Origin of the sequence: Luteibacter sp. UNCMF366Tsu5.1 (assembly GCF_900119235.1) — a bacterium.
GTDB classification, from domain to species: domain Bacteria; phylum Pseudomonadota; class Gammaproteobacteria; order Xanthomonadales; family Rhodanobacteraceae; genus Luteibacter; species Luteibacter flocculans.
Genome location: NZ_FPIS01000001.1, coordinates 626,304 through 652,583 on the forward strand (window position 1 = coordinate 626,304; position 26,280 = coordinate 652,583).

Consider the following 26,280-nt stretch of genomic DNA (forward strand, 5'->3'; position numbering starts at 1 on the left):
GCTAGGCCACGGACGGCTGTGCGAACTCGTGCGCGTGGCCGTTCGCGACCACGCGATTGCGTCCAGCGCGCTTGGCCGCGTAGAGCGATGCATCGGCTTCGCGGCATACACGCGGCAAGGTATAGCCGTGGTCTTCGGTGCCTGCGACCCCCACGCTGGCGGAAAACACGATGGTGTACCCGTCTTCCACGGCGGGCGACAGCTCGATGGCCCGCCGGATGCGCTCCGCGATCGCTACGCCCTCGTCCAGCGGACAGCCCGGTAGGAACACCCCGAATTCCTCTCCACCGAGCCGTCCGAACAAGTCCGCGGGGCGCAACTGCTGCTGGCAAAGGGTCGCCGCGTGCCGAAGCACGACGTCGCCCATGGCATGACCGTAGGTGTCGTTGACCTGCTTGAAATGGTCCAGGTCGATCAACAGCAGACACGCGGGTGCGTGACGCTTTTCCATCGAACGCAGCACGCGCTCCGCTTCGTTCATGAAATGCTGGCGATTGAAGATTCCCGTGAGGCCGTCGTAACGGGACAGCTTGCGGAACCGGAGCTGCGACCGTTTGGTGCGGAACAGCCAGAAGATCACCGAGGCGAGGAACATCGACAGCAGGCCGATGTAGAGCCGCCCCGTTTCCAGCGCTTTCGTTTCCAGTGCCTTCTGCAGGCGCAGGATGTTGTTCTGCTTGGCTAGCTGCTCGGATTCCAGTTTCTGGACCACGACGTGCTGCTGGCTGAGCTGGAAGGCAAGGCTGCGCGCCGTGAGATCGGTGAGATATCCCTTGTCGGCAGCGGTATAGCGCTCGTAATAGTTGAGCGCGGCGGCGCTGTGCCCACTGGCCTTCTCGATCCGGTACAGCACGCCGTAAGCATCCCTCAGCCACTCGCTCAGGTCGGACGGATCGCTCATGGCCACGGCGGCTAGCGCCGCCTTCCGGGCTTCGTCGTTCCTGTCGAGCTTTTCGTAGATCCTGGCACGTTGCACTTGCGACGCCAGCATGTGCGGATAGTACGCATTGGTACGGATACTGCCGCCGATGTGGTCGAGCAGATCGAGCGCCTTGCGCGGCTGGTTCTCGTCGAGCAGCCGGTCGATGAGAACCAGCCGCATGGTGTTGGCGAGCACCGGTTGAGCCGACGACACGCAGGTCTCGATGGCCTCTGTCAGGTCGGTGCTTGTCGACGAGAGATGGCCGCGTGTATCGAGCGCGGCGACGCGCAAGGAGCGTGGATAACAGAGATCGCCGCCCGGCGGCATGGATTCCTCCATCATCGCCGCGTAGCGCAGGGCGAGGTCCGCCTGCCCTGCGAGATTCAGCATCTGCGACAGATTCATCAGCAGCATCGACCGGGCAAGCGGGTCAGTGACCTTGTCCAGGCCCACTGTGACTTGGTTCGCGAGCGCGAACGCTTCCGCATAGCGACGGTTGGCGGCGAGGTTGCTCAGCAACAGCGCCGACGCCTTGGCCGCCAGTGTGGCGTCGCCGGAATGCGCCACGATGTCCTGCAGCGCCGTCTGTGACTTGACGTAATCGCCCGAGAACATGGTCTGCCAGGCGTCGAGATAACGCAGGTACCACGTGGTCGAGGTATCCATCGGCGGCGCCACGCGGTGGATTTCCTCAAGCCGGCGCACGAACTCGGCATGATCCTTCGTGCGCAGGCTTTCGGTCTGGGCGAGAAATGTCGCCGGGTCGTCGATCGAAGTCGCGGTACGCTCTGCGGCTTCCACGGCGCCGCAGGCGAAGACGAGGCAGGCAAACCATGACCTGAAACGTTTCATCCCTGGTCCTCCCCCGTCGCGGGCCTCGACTATGGCTCGGCGTGACCGGGCGCTGGCGGCGCGTGCGGCTCGTCGTCGCAATCGTCGTCGCCTTGGTCGTCGTTATCGTCGCAATCGTCGTCCCCGTCGTCATCCCCGTCATCGTCATCCTCGTGGCAGGGGGTCTGGGAAATCTGCGTCGTGTGCATGGTGATGCGGCCGAATTCACCGTCCAACTGGGAGCTGTCACCCAGGGCAGCGGCCTTCACCAATGCCTCCGTCGCACCGGCCTTCGCGAGCAACGCGGCCAGTTCTTCGGCCGACGCATCGCGTAACGCGGCGTCGCGCCCGATGGCCTCCAGCAGTTCGATCGTGTCACGCATGTTGTTCCCCTGTTTTCCGATAACGGTCGATGTCAGGGCCGAGGCCCCGGAAACCGTGACGGCAGCCGCCGCCGTTTCTTTACCGTCCGGCGTCAACCTCAAGCGCATCGATCGCGGCCAGGCGCTCCTGTATCGCCGGATTCGGCTTCAGGGCCACGGCGGGAGGCAGCACCACGGTTTCCACCGCCGTCAGAGGATCCCCCGGCAGGTCGCGCAGACGAATGCGGCGCACCCCCGGTGTCTGGATGGGCAGCGTCGCGCCCCTGTAGACGATGATCTCGTGATCCAACGGGTAGTCCTGGGCCAGTACATCCACCAATACCTGTCGGTAGGCCGGCCCGGTCGCGAAGCGAGCCAGGGATCGGTCGCCCACCACGCCGACCTGCCACAGCACCAGGTACGCACTGGGGTCGAGCCGACGCTCGTAGAACAGGAGCTGGCTGGCTTCGAAGTGCTGGCATCCGTAGCGGCCCGGGTCGATGCCCAGGTCGGCATATAGGCAATCCTCCGCCGAGATCCCGGGCTCCATCCTCGCCTCGAAGCCCTCCTCCCGCGCCTTCTCGATCGCCTTGTGCGGCGACCATGCAAAGATGCCGGGGTGCCCGTAGAACACGCCGCACACACGCTTGCCCGCGCGCACCTCGTCCAGCATCAGGTCGACCCATTGCCGGTACGTCCGCATGCGCGATTTTCCTTCGCGGTAGTACGGCTGCAGACTGCGCACGTCGCCATGCATGCGCCGGAGCCAGGCTTCCACCACGGCATCGGAGAGTGCCGCGAACACGACGTCCGCCTGGACGATGTAGCTGTGTGCCAGGGGCGTGAGGTGCGAGCCGAGGGTCATGCCCATGCCGACGCACGCCAGGCTGCCGCGGCGCGGGGTGGGCTCGGAGAAATGTGAAGAAGAAGTGTTCATGGGGCGGATCATAGGCGATGACGCAGTCCGCCACATGAGCCCGGTCAATCAGGCGTGTCGCCGCCCCCGATAGCCTTGCACACCGCCACGTATCGCACCGAAACCGCCGCCGTGCTCTGTGCCAGGTCGCGCTGCGCGTCGAGCAGGGTCCGCTGCGCATCCAGCTCATCGATATAGCTGACATCGCCGGCCCGATGGCGCGACACCGCCATGTCGTACGCGTCGCGCGACAGACGCTCGCGTTCGACGAGTCGCGCATGCCGCTGGCGTTCGGCGGCGTACCCGTTCAATGCGGTATCCACATCCGTCCACGCCTGGAGGACGGTGTTCTGATACGCCACCGCCGCTTCCTGCTGTTCCAGCCGGCGCAGGGTGACGACGCTGCGTCGGCGGCCCATGTCGAATACCGGGAGGTCCAGTCGCGGCCCTACGGTCCACTGGCGGCTACCCCAGTCGCCAAGTTCCCCGGATCGGAGCGACTCGAATGCGAACGAACCGCCGAGCGTGATGCGCGGGTACAGGTCGGCCACGGCAACGCCCGTGTTCGCCGTAGCAGCGTGCAGACGCGCTTCCGCCTGGCGGATGTCGGGCCGACGGCGTGCAAGCTCGGAAGGCACGCCCAGCGCCAGATCGGGCCAGACCGGCGTGGGCGCCTCGTCATGCAGGGGAGCCAGCATGGTCTGGAGCCCCCCCGGCGGCTGCCCGAGCAACAACGAGAGTCCATCGATCGCGCTGGCCTCCTGGTCCAGCAAGGTCGGCAGGCGCGACTCGAGATCGGCCAGCAGCGCCTGCTGCCGCGTCGCATCGAGGTCGCTGGCCATGCCGCCGTCCGCGCGTGCTTTCAGCAGGGCGAAGCGCTCGGTGGCGGCATCGATGTCGGCCCGCGTGAGGGCGACCTGCCGCTGTACGCCGCGCAGTTCCATATAGCGTCGTGCCACCTCGGCCGCCACATCGAGTCGAACGCCGTCGAAGAGTGCCCCGGACTCGTCCACCTGCGCGTCGGCTGCTTCGACCGAACGCCGTACGCGTCCCCAGAAGTCGAGTTCCCAGGAAGCGTCGAAGCCCGCCTCGTACACGTTGAACGGTTGGCTCAGGAGAGCAAGCACGGCATCGCGACTGCTCGCCGGCGCAAGCACATCGATGGTTCGGGTGGTCGCGCCGTTCTCGCTCGGGCGTTGGCGCTGCGCGCTGGCACCCAGGTTTACTTGAGGACCGTGCTGTGCCGCGACGGCGTGGCGCTGCGCACGACTCTGGGCAAAACGCAGCGCCGCCGTCTGCAGATCGGGGTTGGCCGCGGCGGCGCGCGCTTCCAGTGCGTCGAGCACCGGATCACCGAACGCCTTCCACCAATCGCTCGACGGTTCGGCGTGCTCGCCGGACGATGCCGCGTCGCGCAGCGACGGGTCGCCGGCGCGCAGGGTCGTCCAGTCCGCAGGCGGCTTGGTCGTCGGTGTCGGGCGTACGAAATCCGGGCCGACGGCGCAGCCGCCGAGCGTGCCCATCGCCAGGACGAGAAGCGGCAGAAAGCGAGGCGTAGGCGTGCGCATGAGGCGTACCGGATTCAGGTGAGTCGATGACGGAAGAGCCACGCCGCGGTGGGCAGGGTCACAGCGGCAATGGCGAGCAAGGGCAAGATGTCGGCGAGCACCGCTTGAAGACCCACGCCTTCGAGATAGACACGATGAACCATGTGGATGCCGTAACGCGCGGGATCGATCATCGTGAACCACTGCATGACCACGGGCATGTTGGCGATCGGTGTGGTCATGCCCGACAGCAGGACGAGCGGCATCATCAGCACGAACGTGTAGAGCATCGCCTGCTGCATGCTCACCGCCAGTGCGGAAATGGCAAGCCCGATGCCCACGGCCGCCAAAGTGAACACCAACAGCGCCGTATAAAGCGTCACTAGTGAACCCGCCGGCGGGATGCGGAACCACAGGCTGGTGATGAGCACGACGAGGCTGGCCTGCGCGAGACCGACGATGATCGACGGCACCGATTTCCCGATCATGATCTCCGTCGGCGTACACGGCGTCACCAGCAACTGATCGAACGTGCCCTGCTCCCGTTCGCGGGCGACCGACAGCGCGGTCAGCATGAGCGTCTGCAGCATGCTCAGGTTCGCGATCATGGCGGTCATCATGAACCAGCGCGTTTCGAGATTCGGGTTGTACCAACTGCGCACGTCCACGGTAAGCGGAACCTCGCCACCACCGTGTTCCTTCCGCCAATCGGCATTGAAGCGGCTCACGATCGTGCCCAGGTACCCCGCCGCCGTCCCTGCCGAGACCGAATTGCGCGCGTCGAGCACGAGTTGCACCGGCGTGTCCTCGCCGTTGGAAAGACGGCTTTCGAAGCGCGGCGGGATGTGTACGACGAACAGCACGTCGCCCGCATTGACGATGGGCGGGATGTCGCTCTCGTTCCGGAGTGTGGCCGCGCGCTGGAAGGCGCCGGAGCTTTCGATCCGGGCGACCAGCGCCGTGGCCGCCTCGCCGTGATCCTGATCGAGCAGCGCATAAGGGGCCTGCCGCAGGTCGAGCGTCGCCGCGTAGCCAAAAATCAACGACTGCACCAGCACCGGTGCGAACAACACCATGCGGCCCGCCGGATCCTTCAGGATCACCTTAAGCTCCTTCCGGCAGAGGTTGAGCACGCGACGCAGGAAGGCGACAAGGCTGTTCATCCGATGCGCTTCCGGGTCTTCAGGCGTGCCGCCGCCAGGAGCACGACCGCGTAGCCGAAAAGGATGGCGCAATTCCTCAGGACCATGGACCAAAGGTTGCCGGCCAGGAAGAGACTTTTCAGCGCCTCCAAGTAATACGTCGCCGGAAGCGCGTGTCCCACCATCTGCACCGGCCAGGGCATGTTGCGCAGGTCGTAGATGAAACCGGAAAGCATGAGCGCGGGAAGAAAACTGGCGATCAACGCGATCTGGCTGGCATTGAACTGATTCTTGGTGACCGCCGAAATCAGTAGACCGATGCCGAGCGCGACGAACATGTAGAACACCGACAGAAGCAGGATCAGCAGCAGCGATCCGCGCAGCGGCACCTCGAACAGGAAGCGCGCCGCGAGCAGACACATCGCCAGCCCGATCAGGCCGACCACGAAGTACGGAATGATTTTCGCCAGCAGGATTTCCAGGGGCCGTACCGGCGTGACGAACAAGGCTTCGAGCGTACCGCGTTCCCACTCCCGCGCCATGACCAACGCCGTGAGGAACGCGCCCACCAGGGTCGTTATGAGTACGAGCAATCCGGGCACGAGGAACCACGTGCTGGTGTTGGCCTCATTGAACCAGAGGCGCTGCTCGAGATGCACCATGCCGATCGGCGTGGCGGTGTCACCTGCACGCTGTTCCTGCTCGGCGGCCCACGCCTGTAACGACGACTCCACGTAGCCCTGCACCGTGCGCGCCGTATTGGCATCCGCACCGTGCAGGATCAATTGCAAGTGCGCGTCGCCGAGGAGCAGACGTCGCGAGAAGTCCGAGGGAATACGCAGGATCGCGTTTACCTCGCGATCGGCCATCAGCGCCTCGGCGGCGTGCATGTCGTGAACCGGCTTCGGATCGAGATACGGCGACAGGCGCATGCCGGCCATCACGTCGTTCGCCATCGGCGACGGGTCTTCGAGCACGACCGCGACGGGGGCATGCTTCACGTCGAACGAAAGGCCATAGCCAAAGATCAGGATCAGCACGCCTGGCAGGGCGATACCCACCATGAGATTGCTCCGGTCCCGGAGCAACTGCTTGACCTCCTTGCGTACGAGCGCGATCAACCGCCGCGCAAAACCGCTTCTGTTCGCCGTGCTCATGCGGCATCCCTGGCGTTGCCGCCTGTATGCTGTCGGTGCTGCCGCACGATGCCGATGAACGCCTGCTCCATGTCGAAGGGGGCCTCGTCGGTCTCCCCGGCCTGCCGACGGATGGCTGCGGGTGTGCCGAGCGCAAGCACTTGCCCTGCGTCCTGGATCACGACGCGATCGCAGTACTCGGCTTCCTCCATGAAGTGCGTGGTAATAATGATGGTCGTGCCGCTTTCGGCCAGCGCCGTGATGCGTCGCCAGAACTCGCGGCGAGCCAGCGGATCCGCGCCGCTCGTCGGTTCGTCGAGAAACAGAATGTCCGGCTCGTGCAGGAGGCCGGTCGCCATCGCCAGCCGCTGCCTGAATCCACCGGGCAGGCTGCCCGCCGGCGCACTGCCGGACCGTTCCAGTTCGAATTGCGCCTTTACCGCATGCATGCGCTCGCGCAGCCGGGCGCCGTGCAATCCATAGGTGCCACCGAAGAACGAAAGGTTTTCGTCCACGCTGAGGCTGCCGTACAGCGCGAACTTCTGCGACACGTAGCCGACCTGCTGGCGAGCGTGCGCGCGTGCGCGTCGAAGGTCGTATCCGGCGACGTGCAGGCTGCCCGAACTGGCCGGAAGCAACCCGCACAGCATGCGGAACGTCGTCGTCTTGCCGGCGCCGTTCGGGCCAAGCAGGCCGAAGATCTCACCGCGCTCCACGCTGAAACTCGTGCGGTCCACAGCAATAAAGTCCCCGAATCGGCGGACCAGATCCTTGACCTCGATGACGGGCCCGTCATGCGCCCGCTGCGCCGCTCCCGACGTACTGGTGGAGGCAGCCGCGGCGAAATCGCGCTGTACCTTCGAACGCAATGCGAGCATCACCCCGTCCTCCAGGGTGGCCGCCACCGGTACGCTGCTCGCCGCACCGAGCAGCGCGGCGAGCCCAGGATCGCCCTGCGACACGGCATGTCGTGCACGCACGACGTGCACTTTTCCGCCGCGCGGCACGGCATCGATCGTGTCCTCGTCGTCGAGCAGTCGGGCCTGGAGCGAGCGCGCCGCCGTCCCTGCCGCGGGAGTGGCAGCGAAACACAAGCCGTCCGCCGTCGCGCGGATCGTCGATGGGGGGCCGTCCGCCAGCAGACGACCTTCATGCAGGATGGCCACATGCTCGCAACGCTCCGCCTCGTCCATGTAGGACGTGCTGACCAGCACGCTGAGCCGCTCGTCGGCGACGAGCTGCTCGAGGATCTCCCACAGCTCACGGCGAGACAGCGGATCGACGCCGACGGTCGGTTCGTCCAGAAGCAGCAGTGCGGGCGAACGCACCAGCGTGCAGGCCAGGCCGAGCTTCTGCTTCATGCCGCCGGACAGCTTGCCTGCGGGACGGTCGGTAAATCGCCCCAGGTCGGTCATCGCCATGAGACGTGCATAGCGATCGCGACGCGTGGCCGCATCGACGCCGTGAAGGTCGGCATAGAGATCGAGGTTTTCCTGAACGCTCAAGTCCTCGTAGAGGCCGAAGCGCTGCGGCATGTAGCTGATGCTGTCCTGCACGGCCTGCGGATCGTGGGCGACGTCGATGCCCAGCACGGTCATCGTTCCCGCATCGGCCACCATCAACCCGGCGGCAAGACGCAGCAAGGTCGTCTTGCCCGCGCCGTCAGGTCCTACAAGTGCGGTGATCGTGCCCTTTGCCACGGCGAGCGAGACGTCGTCCAGCGCTTGCTCCGCCTGCCCTGTGCGGCTCGCGGCGAAGCGTTTGCCGATACCGCGGGCCACCAGGGCAAGTTCGTCGTTCATGGCCGTGCAGCCACCGTACCGGGCAGCTCGACGGTCGCCGGCATGCCGAGGCGAAGGCGATCGTCGGGATCGTCGACGTTGATCCGCACTTCGTAGACCAGGCTGGTGCGAAGGTCCTCGGTTTCCACGTTCTTGGGCGTGAACTCGGCCACCGAGGCGATGTAGCCGACGCGACCCTCGATCGGGTGAGCCGGTGCGCTGTCGGTGGTGACGCGAGCCGCCTGGCCCGGCTTGATGCGGCCGAGATTCGTCTCCGACACGTAGGCACGGATCCACTTCGGGTGAAGCAGCGCCAAGGTGTACACGGGGCGCTGCGGCGAGGCCATGTCACCCGGCTCCACGAGGCGGCTGCGTACCACGGCGTCGACGGGGGCCTTCAATTCGGCATCCGCGAGTTGCTGCGCCACGACCGCGCGTTCCGCTGCCGCGGCGTCGCGTTGCGCGCGCGCCTGGTCGATGTCTTCCTTGCGCGCTCCCACCACGGAGAGATCGTGCGCCTTGCGTTGCGCGTCGAGCTTGGCATCGGCGGCGGCGCTCGCGGCGGCGGCCTGGTCCAGTTCCTCGTGGCTCACCGCACGGCCGCGCGTATCGCGACTGATCTCCCGGAGTCGATCGAGCGTCTGCCGCGCCATGCGTGCATCGGCCTGCGCGGCGCGCACGTTCGCGTCGGCCTGGGCGATCTCCTGGGGACGATTGCCGGCTTCCAGCCGCTTGAGGAGCTGATCCTGCGCACCGAGCTGTGCCTGCGCCTGAGCGAGATGCAAGGCGAGCTTGGTGGTGTCGAGCGTGGCAAGAACCTGACCGCTGACGACCCGATCTCCTTCCTCCACGCGCATCTGCGCGACGCGTTCGCTACCGTTGAAGGCGAGCGAGACCTGGCGGATATCGACGTTACCGTGCAAGACGATCGGTTCATCGCCATGCGGCCGCAGCAGCCACCAGGCGATGCCCGCGGCGACCGCCAGCGTCACCGCAGCGACAGCGAGGAAACGAGGCGTCGGTCTGCGCATGAAGGGCCCCTGAGCCGCGAGAGTTCCCGCAGTCTAGGGTGCGGACAGGGTCGAATCAAATACAAATTTGAGTTACATTTTGCCGCACCTCGCACTCCGGTCCGCCCATGTCCGCTCGCCTACCTTCGTCCCCGACGCCTCAGCGGAGTCCCCGTCAGGACGGCGAGACGACCCGCGCCACCCTGCTCGACATCGCCGGACGGCTGTTCGCGGAACATGGCTACCTCGGTACGTCGAGCAAGGACATCTGCCTTCGCGCAGGCGTGAACATGGCCGCTGTGAACTACCACTTCGGCAGTCGCGACGGGCTTTATGCCGCCGTGCTCGTCGAGGCGCACCGGCAAGTTATCAGCCAGGAGGAACTGCGCGCCCTGGTCGCCTCGGACCACCCTGCGAAAGACAGGGTGCGCGGCCTCATGGCACACCTCGTCGCGCAGATGGGGCAGGACGAAACCTCGTGGGGCTTCAAGGTCGTGCTGCGCGAGGTCATGGCGCCCTCGCCGCTCGCTTCGACGCTGGTCGACCAAGCAATCGTGCCGAAAGCGGGCATCGTGGCCGGGCTCATCGCCGACTGCATGGGTCTGCCGCACGACCACCCGAAGGTGCAGCGCGGCCTGCTGATGACGGTGGTGCCGTGCATCGTGCTGGTGCTCGCGCCGCCCGGCCTCCGCGAGAAAGCGCTGCCTGCCTTGCAGCCCGGCTCCCCCGACCTGGCCGATCACATGGCGACCTTTGCACTGGCGGGGTTGGACGCGCTCGCGGACGCCCCCTGAGCGCGCGATGCGCGGCGCTGGCGGTCGAGCAGCTGACGCCGCCACCTTGCCGCCGGAAGCGCCCAAGCCGTTCAACGAACGGCGCTTGGTACCATGCAGCCCTTTGCGCCGTCGGCGCCCTGGAAAACTTCGTGTCGCATTACTCCCGTCCCCTGCTTACCCGCGCCGATGCCGACGCCCTGGCATCCGCGCGCGATGCCGACACTACGACCTGGACCGGCTCGCTTGATCTCGGCCGGTCCGAAGGCGTCGCGCAGCTCGGGCCAACGCAATGGCAATGGGCCGGCCTCGCCTATCCCTATCCGGATCGTCTGAAGGACCGCACGCTCTATTACTGGGATGGCGACGACTTCGTCGCCGTATCGCGTTTCTCGGGCTCGCTTATCAAGCTCGTGCCGACGTCATGGGGCGTACCCACGTTCGAGATCGACGGCATCAAGATGCTTCCCACGTCGAAGGAGTCGCCGCTCGACGACGCGCGCCGCAAGGTGGCGCTCGTGGAACCGCGCGGCAAGACGGTGCTGGATACCTGCGGTGGCCTGGGCTACTTCGCTGCGTGCTGCCTCGACGCGGGCGTGGGACGCATCGTGTCGTTCGAGAAGAACGACGACGTGCTCTGGCTTCGAACGATCAATCCGTGGTCGCCGGACCCCGATGCGCCGTCGTCTGGTGGGCGTCTGCAACTCACGCACGACGACGTGTCGCGAGCGGTGACGACGCTGCCCGACGCGTCGATGGACGCGATCCTGCATGATCCGCCGCGCTTCGGCATTGCCGGGGAGCTGTATTCACAGGCGTTCTACGACCAACTCGCGCGTGTACTGCGGCGTGGCGGACGCCTGTTCCATTACACCGGCTCGCCGAACAAGCTAACGTCGGGACGCGACGTGCCGCGCGAAGTCGAGAAGCGCCTCGAAAAGGCGGGCTTCAAGGCGCAACTGGCATTGGATGGCGTGCTCGCGACGCGACGCTAGCAACGCGGCCGAATACGCTTTACTCGTCGGGTGTCTTCTCGACGCGCGTCGAGACCAGCCGCATGAAGGCCTCTTGTTGATAGCGGCTCATCCGCAGCTTCTGCCCCGTGTCCATGGTGACCACGTGGTGGCCGTTGAACCAGGGGTGGATGGAGCGGACGCGGCGGACATTGATGATGGCGGAACGATGCACCCGCGCGAAGTACCTCGGGTCCAGGCGTTCCGCCAGCGCCGTCATCGTCTCGCGCACCTCGTGAGTACGGTCGGCGAGGTGGATCTCGACCACGTTACGGTTGGCCTTGATCCACACGATGTCGTTCACGTCCACGAAAGTGACCTGGTCGTCGACACGTACCGGCACGCGGTCCAGGTAACCCTCGCGCCGACGCAACGTTTCCAGCACCTGGCGTATGGCGGCACCGTCGTCGTCGGGCCTGGCGACCGGCCCCAGGCGCGCTTTCACACGACGCAGCGTGTCCGCGAAACGGTCGCGACTGAAGGGTTTCACCAGATAGTCCACCGCGTTGGCTTCGAAGGCCCGGACGGCGTATTGCTCGTAGGCGGTGACGAAGACCGTGGCGGGCATGCGTGCTGGCCCGATCGTCGCTACGACGTCGATACCCGTCATCGCCGGCATCTGGATATCGAGAAAGACGAGGTCGGGCGACTGCTCGCGAATGGCGCTTACGGCGGACGCGCCGTCGCCGCATTCGCCCGCGATCACGATGTCGGGATCGTCGCGCAGCAGACGCAGCACGGCGTGCCGTGCGATCGGCTCATCGTCGACGACCAGTGTGGCGATCTTCATGCGCTTTCGATCTCTGGACCGTCGTCGACGTCCTCGGTTTCCCTGAACGGCAGGCGGATACGGCAGACCACGCCTTCGGGCCAGATCACGTCGAGTCTGACTTCCGCCGCATCGCCGTAAAGCTCACGCAGCCGCAGCGCGGTGTTGGACATGCCGATGCCGTGTCCACCGCTGGATGGCGCGGGGCGCGCTTCGAGGGTGCTGTTGCGGTTGCGCACCTCGATGCACAGGCTGTCGCCTTGCCGACGGCTTTCGATCTCGATGTGATCCGAACCCACGCGCTCGCCGATGCCGTGACGAATCGCGTTCTCCACGATGGGCTGGAGGATGAGGCTCGGCACCGCACAATCGAGCGTCGCCGGATCGAGATAGATGCGCGTGGTGAGGCGATCCTTGAAACGCATGCCCTGGATGCCGAGGTAGAGTTCGAGCAAGACGAGTTCCCGGCGCAAGGTGATCTCCTGCCCGTCGGAATCCTCCAGAAACGCACGCAGCAGCTCGCTGAGGCGAAGCAGCATGTCTTCCGCCGACAGCGCGTCCTCCCTCAACAGGGTCGCTATCGCATGAAGCGTGTTGAACAGGAAGTGGGGTTGCAGCTGCGACTTCAACGCCTGCAATCGCGACTGTGCCAATTCGGTGGCGAGTCGACTCGCTTCCACCTCGCGTCGGACCTTCTCCGCGTGCAAGGTCACGGCCTGCTGGATCGCGAACAGGCCCCAGTAGGTCAGCAGGCCGGTGGCGAAGTGCTGGCCGAGGAACTGGCGAAACTGTTCGCCGAACGAACTGGGTTCGAACAGCGTGGAGACCATCGCACCGATCGCGAGGGACAGAACGGTGACGCCGACGCTCGCTGGCAACTGCATCCCCAGGCCGCGCAGCCGTACCGCGCCCTGGATCGGATACCTGACCGCGAGCCGGAACACGAGCGGCGCGAGCGCAGCCCAGGTGTACCACTGGATCAACGACCAGCGCAGGTAGTCCACGGCATCCCACACCGGGCCACCCAGCAGCGAGGTCATGTAGCGCTGAAAGGCGAAGACGATCGCGATCGCCGTCCACAAGGCGATATAGCGACCGAGGCCGATCTCCGTGCTGCCTAAGCGAACCTTCATGGGCGTGATCCGTGCGGTGTCGGGACGCATGGTAGGGCGAGCACGACCGCTCGCAAAGCGAAAACGCTCGGCGCTACGACTCGTCCCGCGACCACGACGATTCGTCCCGAACGGGTTCTTTCGCGGTTCATGGTGACGGCTCAATGGCTCCACCCTACCTGGAGCCTTACCGATGAAACCCACCCACATCGCCGTCGTCGCGTTGTCCCTTGTCGCCCTTCCCGTCTTCGGCCAAGCCACGGCAAACCCTAAGGTTCCCGCGAAGATGTTCACTCTGGTCAACGCCACATCGGACAGCGTGACCGCGGTGGCGGTGAGGGGTGCCGATACGGGTCCGGCCACCGAAGTCGGCTTGGGCGAGCCGTTAAGCGGCGGACTCACGGCCACCACGGTAAGGCTCCCCGCCGGCGACTGCATGCGCACGTTCGACGTCACCTTCGCCAATGGCGTCACGCGGGCCTTCCGCGACATCGACGTATGCCGGTTCCATCGCTTGCGCCTCGGCGCGTCGCTACGTCCCGGCGTTTGACGTCGCGTAACCTCAGGCGCTGGCCCTGCGCAGCGGCACGTCGCGCATGCCCAACGCAAGCAGGAACGCCACGGCCATGAACACGGCCGCCACGTGGTAGACAGTGTGCAGCGAGGCGCCGAATGCCTGGACGTAGCGCTCGTGGACGACACTCGGCAACCCGCGTATTGCCTCAGGGCCCAGCGATCGCGGCACTGCCATGCCCTCGGGCAGCGCAGCGCGCACGCGATGCTGCAGCCCGAGGGTGAAGATGGCGCCGAACAACGACACGCCGATCGAGCCACCGATCGAACGGAACAGCGTCACGCCGGAGGTGGCGACGCCAAGATGCTGCATCTCGACGCTGTTCTGCGTGGCGAGGATCAGTACCTGCATCACCATGCCGAGACCGAGGCCGAGCAAGCCCGTGTGGCCGTAGATCAAAAACAGGGGATCGTTGTCGCCGATCGTACCGAGCATCACCAGGCCGATCGTGGCAACCACGGTGCCGACGATCGGAAAGATGCGATAGCGCCCCAGGCGGCTGATGAGCCGTCCACAGACGATGGAGCTGACGATCACGCCGCCCATCAGCGGCAGCAGCTGCATGCCGGCCACCGTCGGCGTGGCGTTCCTCACCACCTGCAGATAGAGCGGGATGAAGGTCGTGGAACCGAACAGCGCTGCGCCGACGAAGAAGCCGATGAGGCTACTCAAAACGAAGATGCGGTGACCGAACAGGTGCAGCGGCATGATCGGCTCTACGGCCCTTCGTTCGGTAATCACGAACGCAACGGCGCTTGTGAGCGCAAGCGCGAGGATGCACCACAGCGTCGGCGCGTTCCACGGCAGCGTGGTACCGCCTTCGGTCGTGAACAGAATGATGCCGCTCAGCGCCACCGTCAGCCATGCGGCGCCCCAGTAGTCGATCGCGTGCTGCTTGTGTCGCGTGTGTGGGTGGAACACCGCGGCGATGACGCCGATTGCCAGCACGCCGAGCGGCAGATTCACGTAGAAGATCCAGCGCCAGGACAGATGATCCACCATGAAGCCGCCGAGCAACGGACCGATGACCGTAGCCAGCCCATACACGCCGCCGAACAGGCCCTGGTATCGGCCACGTTCGGCGGGCGGGATCACGTCGCCGATGGACGCCATGGTGACCACCAGCAGACCGCCACCGCCCAGCCCCTGCAAGGCGCGCATGAGGATCAACTGAGTCATGTCCTGCGCAAGGCCGCACAGTACGGAGCCGAGCAGAAAGATCGCGATGGCGGCCTGCAAGACGACCTTCCGCCCGAACAGGTCGCCGAACTTGCCATACAGCGGCACGACGACGGTAGAACTCAGCAGATAGGCTGTGACCACCCAGGACAACTGATCGAGGCCACCGAGGTCACTGACGATGGTGGGCAGCGCCGTGGAGACAATGGTGCCGTCGAGGGCGGCCAGCAGCATGACCATCATCAAGGCCGTGAAGAGCAGGCGCAGCGATGGCTGTGGCGTGACGGCAGCTTCTTGCGATGTGTCTGGGCTCACGAGAGGTCCGGGCAGCGGGCAAGGTGCGCATCATAGAGGGGACGGCGTCGTTCTGTGCTGAAGGGGCGCCGGGCGTAGAATGACCTCTTTGAATGCGGAGCCAGCCCTTGCCTTTTCCTTACTCCCTGGCGATTTTCGATCTGGACGGCACCCTGGTCGACAGTGCGGCGGACATTGCCGAATCGGTGAATCGCACGCTGCGCGATTGGAAGCTGCCGACCTACGACACGGCGCAGATCACGGAGTGGATCGGCGAAGGCTCGCGCAAGCTCATCACCTATGCGTTCCGCCATGCCGGCAGCGATGCGGACATCGACGATGTGATGCCAGGGTTTCTCGTCCATTACGCGGAGACCGCGCTCGATGCCGTCGCGTACGACGGTGTCGTGGAGACGCTGACCACCCTGCATGCGCAAGGCGTGAAGGTGGCCGTTTGCACGAACAAGAACGAGGAGTTCGTGAAACCCTTGCTCGACGCGCGCGGCATGCTTCCCTTCGTGGACGGCATCGTCGGCGGCAACACCTTGCCCGAGCGCAAGCCGAGCGGCGTGCCGCTGCGTTACCTGGCCGAGCGCGCCGGTGTGTCGATTGCCGAGACCCTCATGGTGGGTGACTCGGAAAGCGACGTGCTGGCCGCGCGCGATGCCGGGATGGACTTCGTGCTCGTGAGCTATGGCTACCGCAAATCGCTCGATCTTCATGCGACCGGTGCGCTCGCCGTCATCGACAGGATGCCTGACCTTCTGACCATTCAGCCAGCGGCCACCACACGCGGTTGATCGCCCATCAGCGCGTGGCCTCGATGGCGGCCTCGATGAGTGCCACGTCGTCCTGAATGCCATAGTCGGGCGGCGCGGAGTAGCCGAAGCGCGCGACCACCAGCTGCGCCGACGGCACGATATAGATCCGCTGGCCGAACGTGCCGCTGGCGAAGAACCCGTCCTTCGGAAAGCCGCCTTCGACCCGCCATTTCGCTGGCAGGCTCGGCCCGTCGTTGGTCCAGAAACCGGCGCCATATGGCGCTCCGAGTGTCGACCGACGGGACCACGCCACCCAACCCTCAGGGAGCAGGCGGCGGTGGTCGGTCGTCACGCCATCGCGGAGAAACAACATGCCGAAGCGGGCATAGTCCCGGGCGGTGGCATACACGTACGTGGAACCCACGAAGGTACCCTGCCCGTCGAACTCCATGGTGACGTCGCCCATGCCGAGCGGATCGAACAGTTCACGCCGGGCAAAGGCGCGTAGACCGGCGGGACCACCGCCCACCAACTCGCCGATCCGGCGGGAGAGCAATACGGTGTCGCCGGAGGTGTATTCGAAATGACGCCCCGGCGGCTCCTTGGCCGGTTGCGTCGCGGCGAAGCCGGCCATGTCGGCATGCAGGAATTCCATGCGCGCCACTGGGCTGAAGGCCGACTCCGCTTCTTCGAGGGCGAGGCCGCTGCGCATGCGCATCAAGTCCTCGACGGTGATCGCACGACGTGGATCGTCCGGCGCGTTCCATTCAGGGGCCGCCAACGGACGATCCACGCGCAAGCGACCCTGGCGGACCAGGATGCCAATCAATGCATTGGTAAACGACTTGGCGACGGAGAAACTGAGCAGCGGCGTCCGCGCGTCGAAACCGGCCGCGTAACGCTCCGCCACCACCTTTCCCTCTTTCACCACGACCACGGCCTTGACCCGCTTGATAGGTTTGTCCGGCGCCTCACGGAACAGTCGATCGAGCGCTGCCGCGATCGCGGGCGGCTCGGTCACCATGGGCTGCGCAGGACCGAGGTCGTCAGCCGCGACGCGATGCGTGGCATGCTCGGCTGCCAGAGGACGGTTGCCTGGCAGGCGTAACCGGCAACCATAGCCCGGCGTGAAGTCGGCGCTGGCGAGGACACCGAAAAGGCCGGACACGTCCACGCTCTGCCGTTCGGCAGACACGTGCGGTGTGAGCCAATGGCCCGCCACGTTACCGATCATGGGCACGACCAGTTCGCGATACGTGGTCTGCGCGTCCTGACCCGAGACGAAGGTCAGCGAGCAGACGTGATGCGCGGCAACGCCAGCGGCGACGCGCAAAGCCTGGTCGGGCCTCGCCACGAACCAGCCCACGACACCCAGCGCGGCGACCGCGCCAGCGACGATATAGGTTCTTCTTCCCATGCGATCCTCCCGTGATGGGCGGAGTGTCGCCCCGTCGCGAGGCGGTCGGCGCACCGTCGGGGACGAACCCCGTCAGCCCGGGGACGAATGCGGGATCAGGAAAGGGAAAGACCCGGGGGCAGGTTCGTCAGAAAGCGCCGGGTCCAGGTGACGCGACTGCCATCGACCAGCAGCAAGCGCTGCTCCCCATCGGGCCACGGCTGTACCTGGCGGATCGCGTCGAGGCGCACGATGGTGGAGCGGTTCACGCGAACGAAGGACGCCGGATTCAGTCGCCCATGCATGCTGTCCAGCGTACCGCGCAGGCGCCGCGGCTGGCCTTCCACGAACACGTCTAGGTAGTTGCGGTTGGCCACCACGCGGTCGATGTGCTCCACACGTACCAGCTCTGCCGCTTCGCCGCTGGGCAGCAGGAGGCGCTCCAGATATCTGACCGGCACCGGTGCGCCATCCAGCAGGCCCTCGATGCGTCCGGCCATGTCGAGCGACGGTTTCACCTTGTCCAGCAGTCGTTGGATGGCGCGAGCGAAACGTTCCGGGCCCACCGGCTTCAGCAGATAGTCGAACGCATGCACCTCGAATGCGCGCACTGCCTGGTCGTCGTGCGCCGTGACGAAGACGACCTCCGCGGGCAACGGCTCGCCCAGGGCCTGTAACACCGCGAAACCGTCCATGCCCGGCATGCTGATGTCGAGGAACACCACGTCCGGACGCGCCTTGTGGATCAGGCCTACCGCCGAGGGTCCGTCCGCGGCTTCGCCCACCCACTGCATGCCGTCGCTCTGCGCGAGATAGCGACGCAACTTGGCGCGTGCCGGCGCCTCGTCGTCGATGACGACCGCGCGCAGGCTCATGCAACCACCCAGCGTCGCGCCGGCAGCCATACGGTGACGACGCTGCCTCCGGTGTCCACGGGATCGAGCCGGACGCCCGCGTCGTCGCCGTACAGATGGCGAAGCCGCGCATCCACATTGCCCAGCCCGATGCCGTGTCCTACGTACGTTCCCCCACCGCCGCCGAAGTCGCGCACGCGCAACGTAAGACACCCACCCTGCCGCGACGCCTCCACACGCACGCGGCGTTGGTGTCCCACGCCGCCATGTTCGATGGCGTTCTCAACCAGCGGTTGCAGAAGCAGGAACGGCACGCGCAATTCGTCCAGTGAGGGATCGTCCTGCACCTGTGCATCCAGGCCGTCGCCAAAACGTACGCGCTGGATGTCCATGTACAGCGACACGAGGCGCCATTCATCGGACAGCCGATGTTCCTGGCCCGTGGCCGAGAGCGTGGCGCGGAGCAGTTCGCCGATGCGCGAAAGCATCTCGTCCGCCACGCGGGGCCGCTCGTACATCAGCTCGGATACGGCATTGAGCGTGTTGAACAGGAAATGGGGATTGAGCTGCAGGCGGAGCGCTTCGAGCCGCGCTTCCGACAACGCCGACTCCAGTTGAACGGCGCGGAGTTCACGCGCTTGCCCTTCGCGATAGCGGTCGAACAACCAGACGCCGGCAACGATCACGACGTAGAAGAACAACTGCGTCGGCATCTCCATGAGATACCGCCATAGGCTGGGGAGATAGGTGAAGTCCGGCATGCCCAGCACGCGGAACACGACCTGGCGCGATGCCATCATCAGGCTGGTCTGCAGCAACGAAAGCGCGACGAACGTGGCGGCGTGATTGAGCCACGTCCAACGCATGCGACGAAGCACGAGAAACAGCACCGGCAGAAACGCGCCGAAGCTCAGCGAGCCGGTCAGTTCCTCGACCAGTTTGGGTAGAAACAACGACGGCTGATGATTGGCGACGTCGACGAGATAACGGTTCGTCGCCCGCAACAGACCAATCGCCACGAGCAGGGCCACCCACGCCCACGGCGCCCTGCGGCGCCATCCCCTCGGCCGTGATTCCCGCGCGTCAGCGTCGCCCCCATCCATGCCCTGCCCCTTTACCACGCCCCGCCGGCTCTTATACCAGAGCCGGCGGGGCATGTCGGATCAGGCAGTATTCCGGCGGGGCAGCACCCAGTCCGGACGGATGAAATGGCAGGTGTAGCCGTTCGGGTACTTCTCCAGGTAATCCTGGTGCTCGGGCTCGGCTTCCCAGAACGGACCGGCGGGAGCCAGCTCCGTCACGACCTTGCCCGGCCAGAGGCCAGACGCGTTCACGTCGGCGATCGTGTCCTCGGCTACGGCCTTCTGCTCGTCGTCCAGGTAGAAGATGGCAGAACGGTAGCTCGTGCCGACGTCGTTACCCTGACGATTCGCCGTGGTCGGGTCGTGGATCTGGAAAAAGAACTCGAGGATCTTGCGGTAGCTGACCTTCTGCGGATCGAACTCGATCTCGATCGCTTCGGCATGCGTGCCGTGGTTCCGGTAAGTGGCGTTGGGTACGTCGCCACCCGAATAGCCAACACGAGTGGCGATCACGCCCGGCTGCTTACGGATCAGGTCCTGCATGCCCCAGAAACACCCGCCCGCGAGGATGGCGCGCGACGTCGTCATGCCACACCTCCCTTGCTTTCGGCGAACAGGCTGGCGTATTCGCCATAGCCTTCCTTCTCGAGATCCGCGACGGGAATGAAACGGAGAGAGGCGGAATTGATGCAGTAGCGCAGGCCGCCACGGTCGCGCGGGCCGTCCGGGAAGACATGCCCGAGGTGGCTGTCGGCATGCGTCGAGCGAACCTCGGTGCGGATCATGCCGTGGGTCGTGTCGCGGTTCTCCACCACGTGCTCGCCTTCGAGCGGACGGGTGAAGCTGGGCCAGCCGCAACCGCTGTCGAACTTGTCGAGCGAGGAGAACAATGGCTCGCCCGAAACGATATCCACGTAGATGCCCGGATCGTGGCTGTCATGGAATGCGTTCTGGAAAGGCCGCTCGGTCGCGCTTTCCTGGGTCACCCGGAATTGCTCGGGCGTCAGTTTCGCGAGGGCTTCGGGGGTCTTGCGGTACTTCGACATGGGGAACCTCCGGACAAGGTAGGCGGCCGGCGGCACCTCCCGCCGCCAGCGCTCCCCCCATAATGCGGGCGGGCGTCGCATATGCAACGCCCGGCGCAACGCCCAGCGATCGTGAACGCGTCAGGCCACCGCGTCCTCGACCCAACGGTGTCCGGCCCGGTCCAGCAACTCGCGCGCCGACTCCGGGCCCCAGGTACCCGCTTCGTACGGGTCGGGGCCCTGCTCGTTCTCGCGCCAGCCTTCGAGAATGGGCGTGACCCACCGCCAGGCGGCTTCGGTCTCGTCCTTGCGCACGAACAGGGCCGGGCTGCCCTTCACCGCATCCAGCAGCAAGCCCTCGTAGGAATCGCGATAGCGCACGCGCTCGGGAACGCCGAGGCGTGACAGCGCATCCACCTCGTCCAGCCCGAAGCTGTTGCCCGGGTGCTTGACGAACAGCGGCAAGGTCACGCTCTCGTCCGGCTGCACACGAATGACCAGGCGGCTACCGGGCCGCGCTTCGCCGAACAGGCCGGGCTCACCGGCGCGGAACTGCACCACCACCTCGGTCAGCTTCTCCGGCATGCGCTTGCCCGAGCGCAGGTAGAACGGCACGCCGCGCCAACGCGGATTGTCGATCTCAGCTTTCAAGGCGACGAAGGTCTCGGTCTTGCTCGGTGCCTCGTCGGGCAGTTCCTCGCGATATGCCGGGACGCGCTGGCCGTCCGCCGTGCCCTGCACGTACTGACCGCGTGCCACGTGTGCGCTCAAGTTGTCGCGATCGAGCGGTTTCAGCGATTTCAATACGCGGACCTTCTCGTCACGCAGCGCATCGGCGTCCAGCGATGAGGGCCGCTCCATCGCGACCACGGTGAGCACCTGGAGCAGATGGTTCTGGATCATGTCGCGCAGGGCGCCGGAGCCATCGTAATAGCCGCCACGCCCTTCGAGGCCCACCGTCTCCGCTGCCGTGATCTGTACGTACTCAATCGACTCGCGGTCCCACATCCGTTCGAGCATGGGGTTGGCAAAACGCAACGCGATGATGTTCTGTACCGCTTCCTTGCCGAGGTAGTGATCGATGCGGAAGATGCTCGACTCGGGGAAATAGCGGCCGACGCCTTCGTTGACCTGCCGAGCGGTATCGAGATCCGTGCCGATCGGTTTCTCCAGCACGATGCGCGACTGTTCGGTGCGCAGGCCTTTCTCTGCAATGTTGCGGGCGATGTCGCCGTAGAGTGCCGGTGCCGTGGCGAGGTAGAACACGCGAATGCGTTCGGCATCGGCATGCGCGTCGAGCAAGCTCTTGAGATCGTCCCAGGGGCCTGTCGCTTCGGCGCCATTGAGGCTGACATAGTGAACCAGCCGGAGAAAGCGGTTTACCGTGGCGTCGATTCGTTCGTCGGCGGGAACATGGTCGTTCAGCGCCTTGCGGGCCCGTTCGCGGTAGGCATCGTCATCGAGCGGCGAGCGCGCGGTGCCGATGATTCGCGAGTCGCTGGGTATCTGGCCTTCCGCGAAACGCCGGTACAGCGCAGGCAGCAGCTTGCGCATGGTGAGGTCGCCAGTGGCGCCGAAGATCACGTAATCGAAGGAGTCGACCGGTTCGAGGGGGCTGGGAGAAGCATTCATGGTCTGGGGAAATCCGCGAGGCAAGGAAACACGGCCGTGAGGCCAACCCGATCTTGAATGCGGCACGACGTGCGCCTTTCAAGGCCGACATGCCAAAGCTGCCTTGCCTCGCACGCACAAGTGTTTTGACTTGCGGCCTATGACAGTCGCGTTCCTGGCGTCCCCATGCATGGGCGTGGCGGCCTCATGTCGAGGCCCATCGAAGGACATACATCCCATGAGCAAGCTCAAAGACAAGGTGGCGATCGTTACGGGTGCATCCAAGGGCATTGGCGCGGGCATTGCCAAGTCGCTCGCAGCCGAAGGCGCGGCGGTCATCGTGAACTACGCATCCAGCAAGGCGGGTGCGGATAAGGTCGTCGCAGAGATCCAGGCGGCCGGTGGCAAGGCTGTCACCGTGGGCGGCGACGTGTCCAAGCAGGCCGACGCGGAGAACCTGGTGGCGAAGGCGATCGAGCACTTCGGCCGTCTGGACGTCCTGGTGAACAACTCAGGCGTGTACGAGTTCGCCTCGATCGAGACCATCACCGAGCAGCACTACCGCCGCATGTTCGACATCAACGTGTTCGGCACGCTGCTGGTGACCCAGGCGGCCGTCAAGCACCTCGGTCAGGGCGGCAGCATTATCAACATCGGCTCGGCGGTCACCCGCATCACCCCGCCCGAGAGCGCCGTCTACACGGGAACGAAGGGCGCGGTCGACGCCATTACCGGCGTGCTGGCCCGCGAACTCGGACCGCGCGGTATCCGCGTCAACGCTGTGAACCCGGGCATGGTCATCACCGAGGGCGTGCAGGCCGCGGGCTTCGCTGCGTCGGAGATGGAACAGGCACTGACCAGCATGACGCCGCTCGGCCGTGTCGGTCAGGTGGACGATATCGCGCCCATCGTGACCTTCCTCGCTTCCGATGACGCGCGCTGGGTGACCGGTGAGCTGATTCTCGGCTCGGGCGGGCTGCGCTGAGCTTTTCCGCATCGCGATCCGGAAGGCGGGCTGCGTCGTCACGGCGCACCCGCCTTCGTGAATCACTCTTCCGGATGCGTCCCGTACAGGTCCGGATGAAGGAACGGTGCCATCGCCAGCACCATGGCCTGGGCATACGCGCTTTCGCGTGTCGCGTGGCCGTTGGTGACGAGGCCGATGGCCCCGCCCTGCTGCTTGATGTTGACCGTTCCGAACAGGCGATCCATGACGTGGCCGAGTTCCTCGCCGTCGAGCAGCGACTCGTACACGGCAGGCGGCAGCGGCAACCACGCGCTGCGACCGACCGAGACGTCCACGCCGTTGGCAATGGCCACGTAGCCGAACGTGCCGGGGCCGTCTTCGGTGACGTCCACGCCGCCTTCGAGCGCTACGTAGAAATCCGCGTCGCCTTGTTGACGACAGAAGTTCATGCGATTGATCGCACCCTCGCGTGTCTCCGCGGCCGTCATCGGCTGGTCGGGCACGCCCGAGGGCGCATGCATGCCCTCGCATTCGACGAGCCGCCCCGGAAACAGCGGTGCCAGAGCGGAATGCACGGCAGAGATCTTGATGGGATTGCGCGAGCCGACCAGGACCTTGATCGGCAAGGAAGGATTTGACATGGGAAAGCGCCTTCGTGAACCGCGGGCATGGTATCAGCCCGCGGCCACCGCTTCGGCGATGTGAGGACGGCGGTTCAATCGGCCAGGGCGCGGTCCACCATGGCCTGGGCTTCCTCGAGCACGGTCTGCAAGTGTTCCTTGCCACGGAAACTCTCGCCGTACACCTTGTAGATGTCTTCGGTGCCGGAGGGGCGCGCGGCGAACCAACCGTGGTCCGACACGACCTTGATGCCGCCGATGCCCTGCCCGCCCGCCTGGTTGGTCACGTCCACGATCGGATCGCCGGCCAGGATGGTCGACGTCACCTGCGTCGGTGCGAGCTTCGACAGCTTCGCCTTCTGCGCATGATTGGCCGGTGCATCGATGCGGGCGTTCGCGGGATCGCCGAGCAGCGCTGTGACGTCGCCGTAGATCTGGCCCGGGTCCTTGCCCATCCGCGCGGTCATCTCGCCCGCCAGCAAGGCCGCGGCGATGCCGTCCTTGTCGGTGGACCACGCCGAGCCGTTCTTGGTAAGGAAGGACGCGCCGGCACTCTCCTCGCAGCCAAAGCCGAGGCTGCCGTCGTAGAGACCGGACACGAAATACTTGAAGCCGACCGGTACCTCGCGGAGCGGCCGGCCCAGGTGCTTGGCGATGCGATCGATCAAGGCGGTGGTCACGGCGGTCTTGCCGATCGCGGCATCCGCACGCCAGCCCGGGCGATTCTGGAACAGGTACCAGGCGGCGGTAGCGAGATAGTGATTGGCCTGCATGAGGCCCGTGCTCGGTGCGACCACGCCGTGGCGGTCGTGATCGGTATCGCACGCAAAGGCGACCTCGAAGCGGTCCTTGAGGCCAATCAGCCGCTGCATGGCATACGACGATGAAGGATCCATGCGCACGCGACCGTCCCAGTCCAGGGACATGAACGAGAAGGTCGGATCGACCGTCTCACTGACCACGGTGAGGTCGAGGCCATAGCGTTCGCCGATGGCGCTCCAGTAATGCACCCCCGCTCCGCCAAGCGGATCGACGCCCATGCGGACACCCTGCGCACGGATGATCTCAAGGTCCAGCACGTCGCCGAGATCGCCGACGTAGCGCTGCAGGAAGTCGTATTCGTGCGTGTTCGATGCCTTGATTGCCTGGGCAAACGGCATCCGCTTCACGTCGCGCAGGCCGCCTTCCATGAGCGCATTGGCACGCGCGGCGATCCAGCCCGTGGCGTCCGTATCGGCGGGGCCGCCATGCGGCGGGTTGTACTTGATGCCGCCGCTTTCCGGCGGATTGTGCGACGGCGTAATGACGATGCCATCGGCCAATCCGTGTTCGCGGCCGCGGTTATAGGTCAGGATCGCGTGCGACACGGCGGGCGTAGGGGTATATTCGCCGCCCGCCGACACCTGTGTCTGCACGTCGTTGGCCGCCAGCACTTCAAGCGTGCTCTCGAACGCCGGACCGGACAGTGCATGCGTGTCGATGCCAACGAACAGCGGGCCGTCAACGCCGCTCCTCACCCGGTACTCGCAGATGGCCTGGACCACGGCCAAGACGTGCCATTCGTTGAACGAGCGATCGAACGAGGATCCCCGATGACCCGACGTGCCGAAGGCAACACGCTGTTCGGGCACCGACGGGTCGGGCGTCAGGTCGTGATAAGCGGCCAGCAGGGCCGCCACGTCTACCGGCTGGCTTTCCGTGGCGGGCTTGCCGGCGAGCGGGCTGATCTTGGCACTCACGAAGGGCGACTCCTTGGGCAGTCACCCGGCCGATGGGCCGGGGCGCGAAATTGTAGGCCGACGATCCGGCCAGGGTGTCAAGCGTACGTGCACAGACGTACGCCGCGTAATCCGCAAGCATACGCCGCGTTTTACGAATTCTTCCATGTCCGCGCGGGCGCCGCGTCGTTATCGTCGTCGCGGCCCGCCCACAGGTCAGAGGCGCAGCCGCTCGATGTACTCGAAGATTTCCGCATCCGTTTCCAGACGCAGCTTTCGCATCGCATTCGACTTCTGCTGACTGATGGTGGACAAGCCGCGCCCCGTGGCTCTGGCGATATCGGTAACGCTGTTGCCGGCCGCGAACAGGCGCAGAATCTCAAGCTCCCGAGGCGACAGATCGGCGAGCGTGCCCGACTTACCCAATGGCTCGCCAGGTGGCGAGCCGATCAACGCGCGTACGGAGCTTCCGAGGTAGACATGGTTCGACAGGATTTCCAGCAGGGCCTCGGGGATTTCCCTCGCATCGCCGGACTTGCCGACGAGGCCCAAGACGCCCGTGCCGAGGATCTCGCGATACAGCGCGGGGTTGGCGAGAGTGGTAATTACCATCACGGGAAGGTCCGGGTAGCTCCGACGTATCTCGCGCAGCAAGGCGAGGCCGTCCCTCCCGGGCGCGGGCATGCTGAAGTCGGTAATGAGGGCGTCGCACCGTGTCTTGGCGAGCAGCCCAAGCAGTTCGTCGGGCGACTGTGCTTCGGCGACGACGGTGGCGAGATCGTCCTTGGCAAGAGCCAGGCTGAGGCCCTTCAAAACCACGGGGTGATCGTCCGCCAGGATGACGCGATAGACCATGGGTAATCCGTCCTATCTTGCTTGTCCAGT

At 65.6% G+C, this 26,280-nt stretch carries 25 protein-coding genes; 5 read left to right on the forward strand and 20 right to left on the reverse strand.

All coding sequences use genetic code 11. The features are described 5' to 3' along the window. Position 1: 1 nt before the first annotated feature. From BT115_RS02655 to BT115_RS02690, 8 genes are all read right to left on the reverse strand, one after another. Positions 2 to 1,774 carry a GGDEF domain-containing protein gene (locus tag BT115_RS02655; RefSeq protein ID WP_255369344.1) on the reverse strand — a complete coding sequence of 591 codons (1,773 nt, stop codon included), beginning with the start codon at positions 1,772 to 1,774 and terminating at the stop codon, positions 2 to 4. 29 nt (positions 1,775 to 1,803) lie between these two features. Beyond that, positions 1,804 to 2,136, reverse strand: coding sequence for a hypothetical protein (locus BT115_RS02660; protein WP_072320989.1), 333 nt, complete (start codon positions 2,134 to 2,136; stop codon positions 1,804 to 1,806). 79 nt (positions 2,137 to 2,215) lie between these two features. Further along, positions 2,216 to 3,052 carry an SAM-dependent methyltransferase gene (locus BT115_RS02665; protein ID WP_072320990.1) on the reverse strand — a complete coding sequence of 279 codons (837 nt, stop codon included), beginning with the start codon at positions 3,050 to 3,052 and terminating at the stop codon, positions 2,216 to 2,218. Between the two features lie 44 nt (positions 3,053 to 3,096). Further along, positions 3,097 to 4,599, reverse strand: a complete 1,503-nt coding sequence (locus BT115_RS02670; RefSeq protein WP_072320991.1) for an efflux transporter outer membrane subunit — start codon at positions 4,597 to 4,599, stop codon at positions 3,097 to 3,099. A 14-nt stretch (positions 4,600 to 4,613) separates the two neighbouring features. Next, positions 4,614 to 5,741, reverse strand: a complete 1,128-nt coding sequence (locus tag BT115_RS02675) for an ABC transporter permease (RefSeq protein WP_072320992.1) — start codon at positions 5,739 to 5,741, stop codon at positions 4,614 to 4,616. Beyond that, positions 5,738 to 6,877 carry an ABC transporter permease gene (locus tag BT115_RS02680; protein ID WP_072320993.1) on the reverse strand — a complete coding sequence of 380 codons (1,140 nt, stop codon included), beginning with the start codon at positions 6,875 to 6,877 and terminating at the stop codon, positions 5,738 to 5,740. The genes BT115_RS02675 and BT115_RS02680 overlap by 4 nt, the downstream gene beginning before the upstream one ends. Further along, positions 6,874 to 8,658: an ATP-binding cassette domain-containing protein gene (locus BT115_RS02685; RefSeq protein ID WP_072320994.1), complete on the reverse strand. Its 1,785-nt coding sequence runs from the start codon at positions 8,656 to 8,658 to the stop codon at positions 6,874 to 6,876. The genes BT115_RS02680 and BT115_RS02685 overlap by 4 nt, the downstream gene beginning before the upstream one ends. Beyond that, positions 8,655 to 9,668 (reverse strand): HlyD family efflux transporter periplasmic adaptor subunit, encoded by a 1,014-nt coding sequence (locus BT115_RS02690; protein ID WP_072320995.1) that lies wholly within the window; start codon positions 9,666 to 9,668, stop codon positions 8,655 to 8,657. The genes BT115_RS02685 and BT115_RS02690 overlap by 4 nt, the downstream gene beginning before the upstream one ends. Positions 9,669 to 9,775: 107 nt before the next feature. Between BT115_RS02690 and BT115_RS02695 the strand changes: the two genes are divergently transcribed. Next, positions 9,776 to 10,441: a TetR/AcrR family transcriptional regulator gene (locus BT115_RS02695; protein ID WP_072320996.1), complete on the forward strand. Its 666-nt coding sequence runs from the start codon at positions 9,776 to 9,778 to the stop codon at positions 10,439 to 10,441. A 131-nt stretch (positions 10,442 to 10,572) separates the two neighbouring features. Next, a complete protein-coding gene (locus BT115_RS02700) occupies positions 10,573 to 11,415 on the forward strand; it encodes a class I SAM-dependent methyltransferase (RefSeq protein ID WP_072320997.1) in 843 nt (280 codons plus the stop codon). 19 nt (positions 11,416 to 11,434) lie between these two features. On the opposite strand, the gene BT115_RS02705 is transcribed toward BT115_RS02700, so the two are convergent. Both BT115_RS02705 and BT115_RS02710 read right to left on the reverse strand, forming a co-directional pair. Beyond that, positions 11,435 to 12,223 (reverse strand): LytR/AlgR family response regulator transcription factor, encoded by a 789-nt coding sequence (locus BT115_RS02705; RefSeq protein WP_072320998.1) that lies wholly within the window; start codon positions 12,221 to 12,223, stop codon positions 11,435 to 11,437. Continuing rightward, positions 12,220 to 13,335: a sensor histidine kinase gene (locus tag BT115_RS02710; RefSeq protein WP_072320999.1), complete on the reverse strand. Its 1,116-nt coding sequence runs from the start codon at positions 13,333 to 13,335 to the stop codon at positions 12,220 to 12,222. The genes BT115_RS02705 and BT115_RS02710 overlap by 4 nt, the downstream gene beginning before the upstream one ends. A 172-nt stretch (positions 13,336 to 13,507) precedes the next feature. Between BT115_RS02710 and BT115_RS02715 the strand changes: the two genes are divergently transcribed. After that, on the forward strand, positions 13,508 to 13,864 hold the full coding sequence (locus tag BT115_RS02715) for a hypothetical protein (RefSeq protein WP_072321000.1): 357 nt from the start codon (positions 13,508 to 13,510) through the stop codon (positions 13,862 to 13,864). 12 nt (positions 13,865 to 13,876) lie between these two features. On the opposite strand, the gene BT115_RS02720 is transcribed toward BT115_RS02715, so the two are convergent. Next, on the reverse strand, positions 13,877 to 15,382 hold the full coding sequence (locus BT115_RS02720; RefSeq protein WP_072321001.1) for an MDR family MFS transporter: 1,506 nt from the start codon (positions 15,380 to 15,382) through the stop codon (positions 13,877 to 13,879). 107 nt (positions 15,383 to 15,489) lie between these two features. On the opposite strand from BT115_RS02720, the gene BT115_RS02725 reads away from it, so the two are divergent. Continuing rightward, positions 15,490 to 16,161 carry an HAD-IIIA family hydrolase gene (locus tag BT115_RS02725; protein WP_072322217.1) on the forward strand — a complete coding sequence of 224 codons (672 nt, stop codon included), beginning with the start codon at positions 15,490 to 15,492 and terminating at the stop codon, positions 16,159 to 16,161. A gap of 7 nt (positions 16,162 to 16,168) precedes the next feature. Here BT115_RS02725 and BT115_RS02730 read toward each other — a convergent pair whose 3' ends face one another. From BT115_RS02730 to zwf, 6 genes are all read right to left on the reverse strand, one after another. Next, positions 16,169 to 17,539 (reverse strand): serine hydrolase domain-containing protein, encoded by a 1,371-nt coding sequence (locus BT115_RS02730; RefSeq protein ID WP_072321002.1) that lies wholly within the window; start codon positions 17,537 to 17,539, stop codon positions 16,169 to 16,171. Positions 17,540 to 17,634: 95 nt separating this feature from the next. Next, complete coding sequence (locus tag BT115_RS02735) at positions 17,635 to 18,393, reverse strand: LytR/AlgR family response regulator transcription factor (protein ID WP_072322218.1); 759 nt, start codon at positions 18,391 to 18,393, stop codon at positions 17,635 to 17,637. Further along, positions 18,390 to 19,475, reverse strand: coding sequence for a sensor histidine kinase (locus tag BT115_RS02740; RefSeq protein WP_177257360.1), 1,086 nt, complete (start codon positions 19,473 to 19,475; stop codon positions 18,390 to 18,392). The genes BT115_RS02735 and BT115_RS02740 overlap by 4 nt, the downstream gene beginning before the upstream one ends. A 60-nt stretch (positions 19,476 to 19,535) precedes the next feature. Beyond that, positions 19,536 to 20,042 (reverse strand): peptide-methionine (S)-S-oxide reductase MsrA, encoded by a 507-nt coding sequence (msrA, locus tag BT115_RS02745; RefSeq protein WP_072321004.1) that lies wholly within the window; start codon positions 20,040 to 20,042, stop codon positions 19,536 to 19,538. Continuing rightward, on the reverse strand, positions 20,039 to 20,500 hold the full coding sequence (gene msrB / locus BT115_RS02750; protein WP_072321005.1) for a peptide-methionine (R)-S-oxide reductase MsrB: 462 nt from the start codon (positions 20,498 to 20,500) through the stop codon (positions 20,039 to 20,041). The genes msrA and msrB overlap by 4 nt, the downstream gene beginning before the upstream one ends. 120 nt (positions 20,501 to 20,620) lie before the next feature. Beyond that, positions 20,621 to 22,111 (reverse strand): glucose-6-phosphate dehydrogenase, encoded by a 1,491-nt coding sequence (gene zwf / locus BT115_RS02755; protein ID WP_072321006.1) that lies wholly within the window; start codon positions 22,109 to 22,111, stop codon positions 20,621 to 20,623. A gap of 217 nt (positions 22,112 to 22,328) precedes the next feature. On the opposite strand from zwf, the gene BT115_RS02760 reads away from it, so the two are divergent. Then, the gene (locus BT115_RS02760) at positions 22,329 to 23,075 is read left to right on the forward strand and encodes a glucose 1-dehydrogenase (RefSeq protein ID WP_072321007.1); all 747 of its coding nucleotides are present in this window, start codon (positions 22,329 to 22,331) and stop codon (positions 23,073 to 23,075) included. Between the two features lie 62 nt (positions 23,076 to 23,137). Here BT115_RS02760 and yjjX read toward each other — a convergent pair whose 3' ends face one another. The 3 genes from yjjX to BT115_RS02775 all read right to left on the reverse strand — a co-directional run bounded on the left by yjjX (position 23,138) and on the right by BT115_RS02775 (position 26,250). Next, a complete protein-coding gene (yjjX, locus tag BT115_RS02765) occupies positions 23,138 to 23,698 on the reverse strand; it encodes an inosine/xanthosine triphosphatase (protein ID WP_072321008.1) in 561 nt (186 codons plus the stop codon). 74 nt (positions 23,699 to 23,772) lie between these two features. Then, a complete protein-coding gene (gene pgm, locus BT115_RS02770; protein ID WP_072321009.1) occupies positions 23,773 to 25,416 on the reverse strand; it encodes a phosphoglucomutase (alpha-D-glucose-1,6-bisphosphate-dependent) in 1,644 nt (547 codons plus the stop codon). A gap of 195 nt (positions 25,417 to 25,611) precedes the next feature. Continuing rightward, complete coding sequence (locus tag BT115_RS02775; RefSeq protein ID WP_072321010.1) at positions 25,612 to 26,250, reverse strand: response regulator transcription factor; 639 nt, start codon at positions 26,248 to 26,250, stop codon at positions 25,612 to 25,614. Between the last annotated feature and the right edge of the window lie 30 nt (positions 26,251 to 26,280).

Excerpts from the sequence above, each read along its gene's own strand:
- BT115_RS02685 (WP_072320994.1), bottom strand. The coding sequence starts at position 8,658 with ATGAACGACGAACTTGCCCTGGTGGCCCGCGGTATCGGCAAACGCTTC.
- msrB (WP_072321005.1), bottom strand. The coding sequence starts at position 20,500 with ATGTCGAAGTACCGCAAGACCCCCGAAGCCCTCGCGAAACTGACGCCC.
- BT115_RS02680 (WP_072320993.1), bottom strand. The coding sequence starts at position 6,877 with ATGAGCACGGCGAACAGAAGCGGTTTTGCGCGGCGGTTGATCGCGCTC.
- msrA (WP_072321004.1), bottom strand. The coding sequence starts at position 20,042 with ATGACGACGTCGCGCGCCATCCTCGCGGGCGGGTGTTTCTGGGGCATG.
- BT115_RS02655 (WP_255369344.1), bottom strand. The coding sequence starts at position 1,774 with ATGAAACGTTTCAGGTCATGGTTTGCCTGCCTCGTCTTCGCCTGCGGC.
- BT115_RS02735 (WP_072322218.1), bottom strand. The coding sequence starts at position 18,393 with ATGAGCCTGCGCGCGGTCGTCATCGACGACGAGGCGCCGGCACGCGCC.
- BT115_RS02690 (WP_072320995.1), bottom strand. The coding sequence starts at position 9,668 with ATGCGCAGACCGACGCCTCGTTTCCTCGCTGTCGCTGCGGTGACGCTG.
- BT115_RS02665 (WP_072320990.1), bottom strand. The coding sequence starts at position 3,052 with ATGAACACTTCTTCTTCACATTTCTCCGAGCCCACCCCGCGCCGCGGC.
- BT115_RS02715 (WP_072321000.1), top strand. The coding sequence starts at position 13,508 with ATGAAACCCACCCACATCGCCGTCGTCGCGTTGTCCCTTGTCGCCCTT.
- BT115_RS02760 (WP_072321007.1), top strand. The coding sequence starts at position 22,329 with ATGAGCAAGCTCAAAGACAAGGTGGCGATCGTTACGGGTGCATCCAAG.
- BT115_RS02775 (WP_072321010.1), bottom strand. The coding sequence starts at position 26,250 with ATGGTCTATCGCGTCATCCTGGCGGACGATCACCCCGTGGTTTTGAAG.
- BT115_RS02675 (WP_072320992.1), bottom strand. The coding sequence starts at position 5,741 with ATGAACAGCCTTGTCGCCTTCCTGCGTCGCGTGCTCAACCTCTGCCGG.
- zwf (WP_072321006.1), bottom strand. The coding sequence starts at position 22,111 with ATGAATGCTTCTCCCAGCCCCCTCGAACCGGTCGACTCCTTCGATTAC.
- BT115_RS02740 (WP_177257360.1), bottom strand. The coding sequence starts at position 19,475 with ATGGATGGGGGCGACGCTGACGCGCGGGAATCACGGCCGAGGGGATGG.
- yjjX (WP_072321008.1), bottom strand. The coding sequence starts at position 23,698 with ATGTCAAATCCTTCCTTGCCGATCAAGGTCCTGGTCGGCTCGCGCAAT.
- BT115_RS02670 (WP_072320991.1), bottom strand. The coding sequence starts at position 4,599 with ATGCGCACGCCTACGCCTCGCTTTCTGCCGCTTCTCGTCCTGGCGATG.
- BT115_RS02710 (WP_072320999.1), bottom strand. The coding sequence starts at position 13,335 with ATGAAGGTTCGCTTAGGCAGCACGGAGATCGGCCTCGGTCGCTATATC.
- BT115_RS02705 (WP_072320998.1), bottom strand. The coding sequence starts at position 12,223 with ATGAAGATCGCCACACTGGTCGTCGACGATGAGCCGATCGCACGGCAC.
- BT115_RS02660 (WP_072320989.1), bottom strand. The coding sequence starts at position 2,136 with ATGCGTGACACGATCGAACTGCTGGAGGCCATCGGGCGCGACGCCGCG.
- BT115_RS02695 (WP_072320996.1), top strand. The coding sequence starts at position 9,776 with ATGTCCGCTCGCCTACCTTCGTCCCCGACGCCTCAGCGGAGTCCCCGT.
- BT115_RS02730 (WP_072321002.1), bottom strand. The coding sequence starts at position 17,539 with ATGGGAAGAAGAACCTATATCGTCGCTGGCGCGGTCGCCGCGCTGGGT.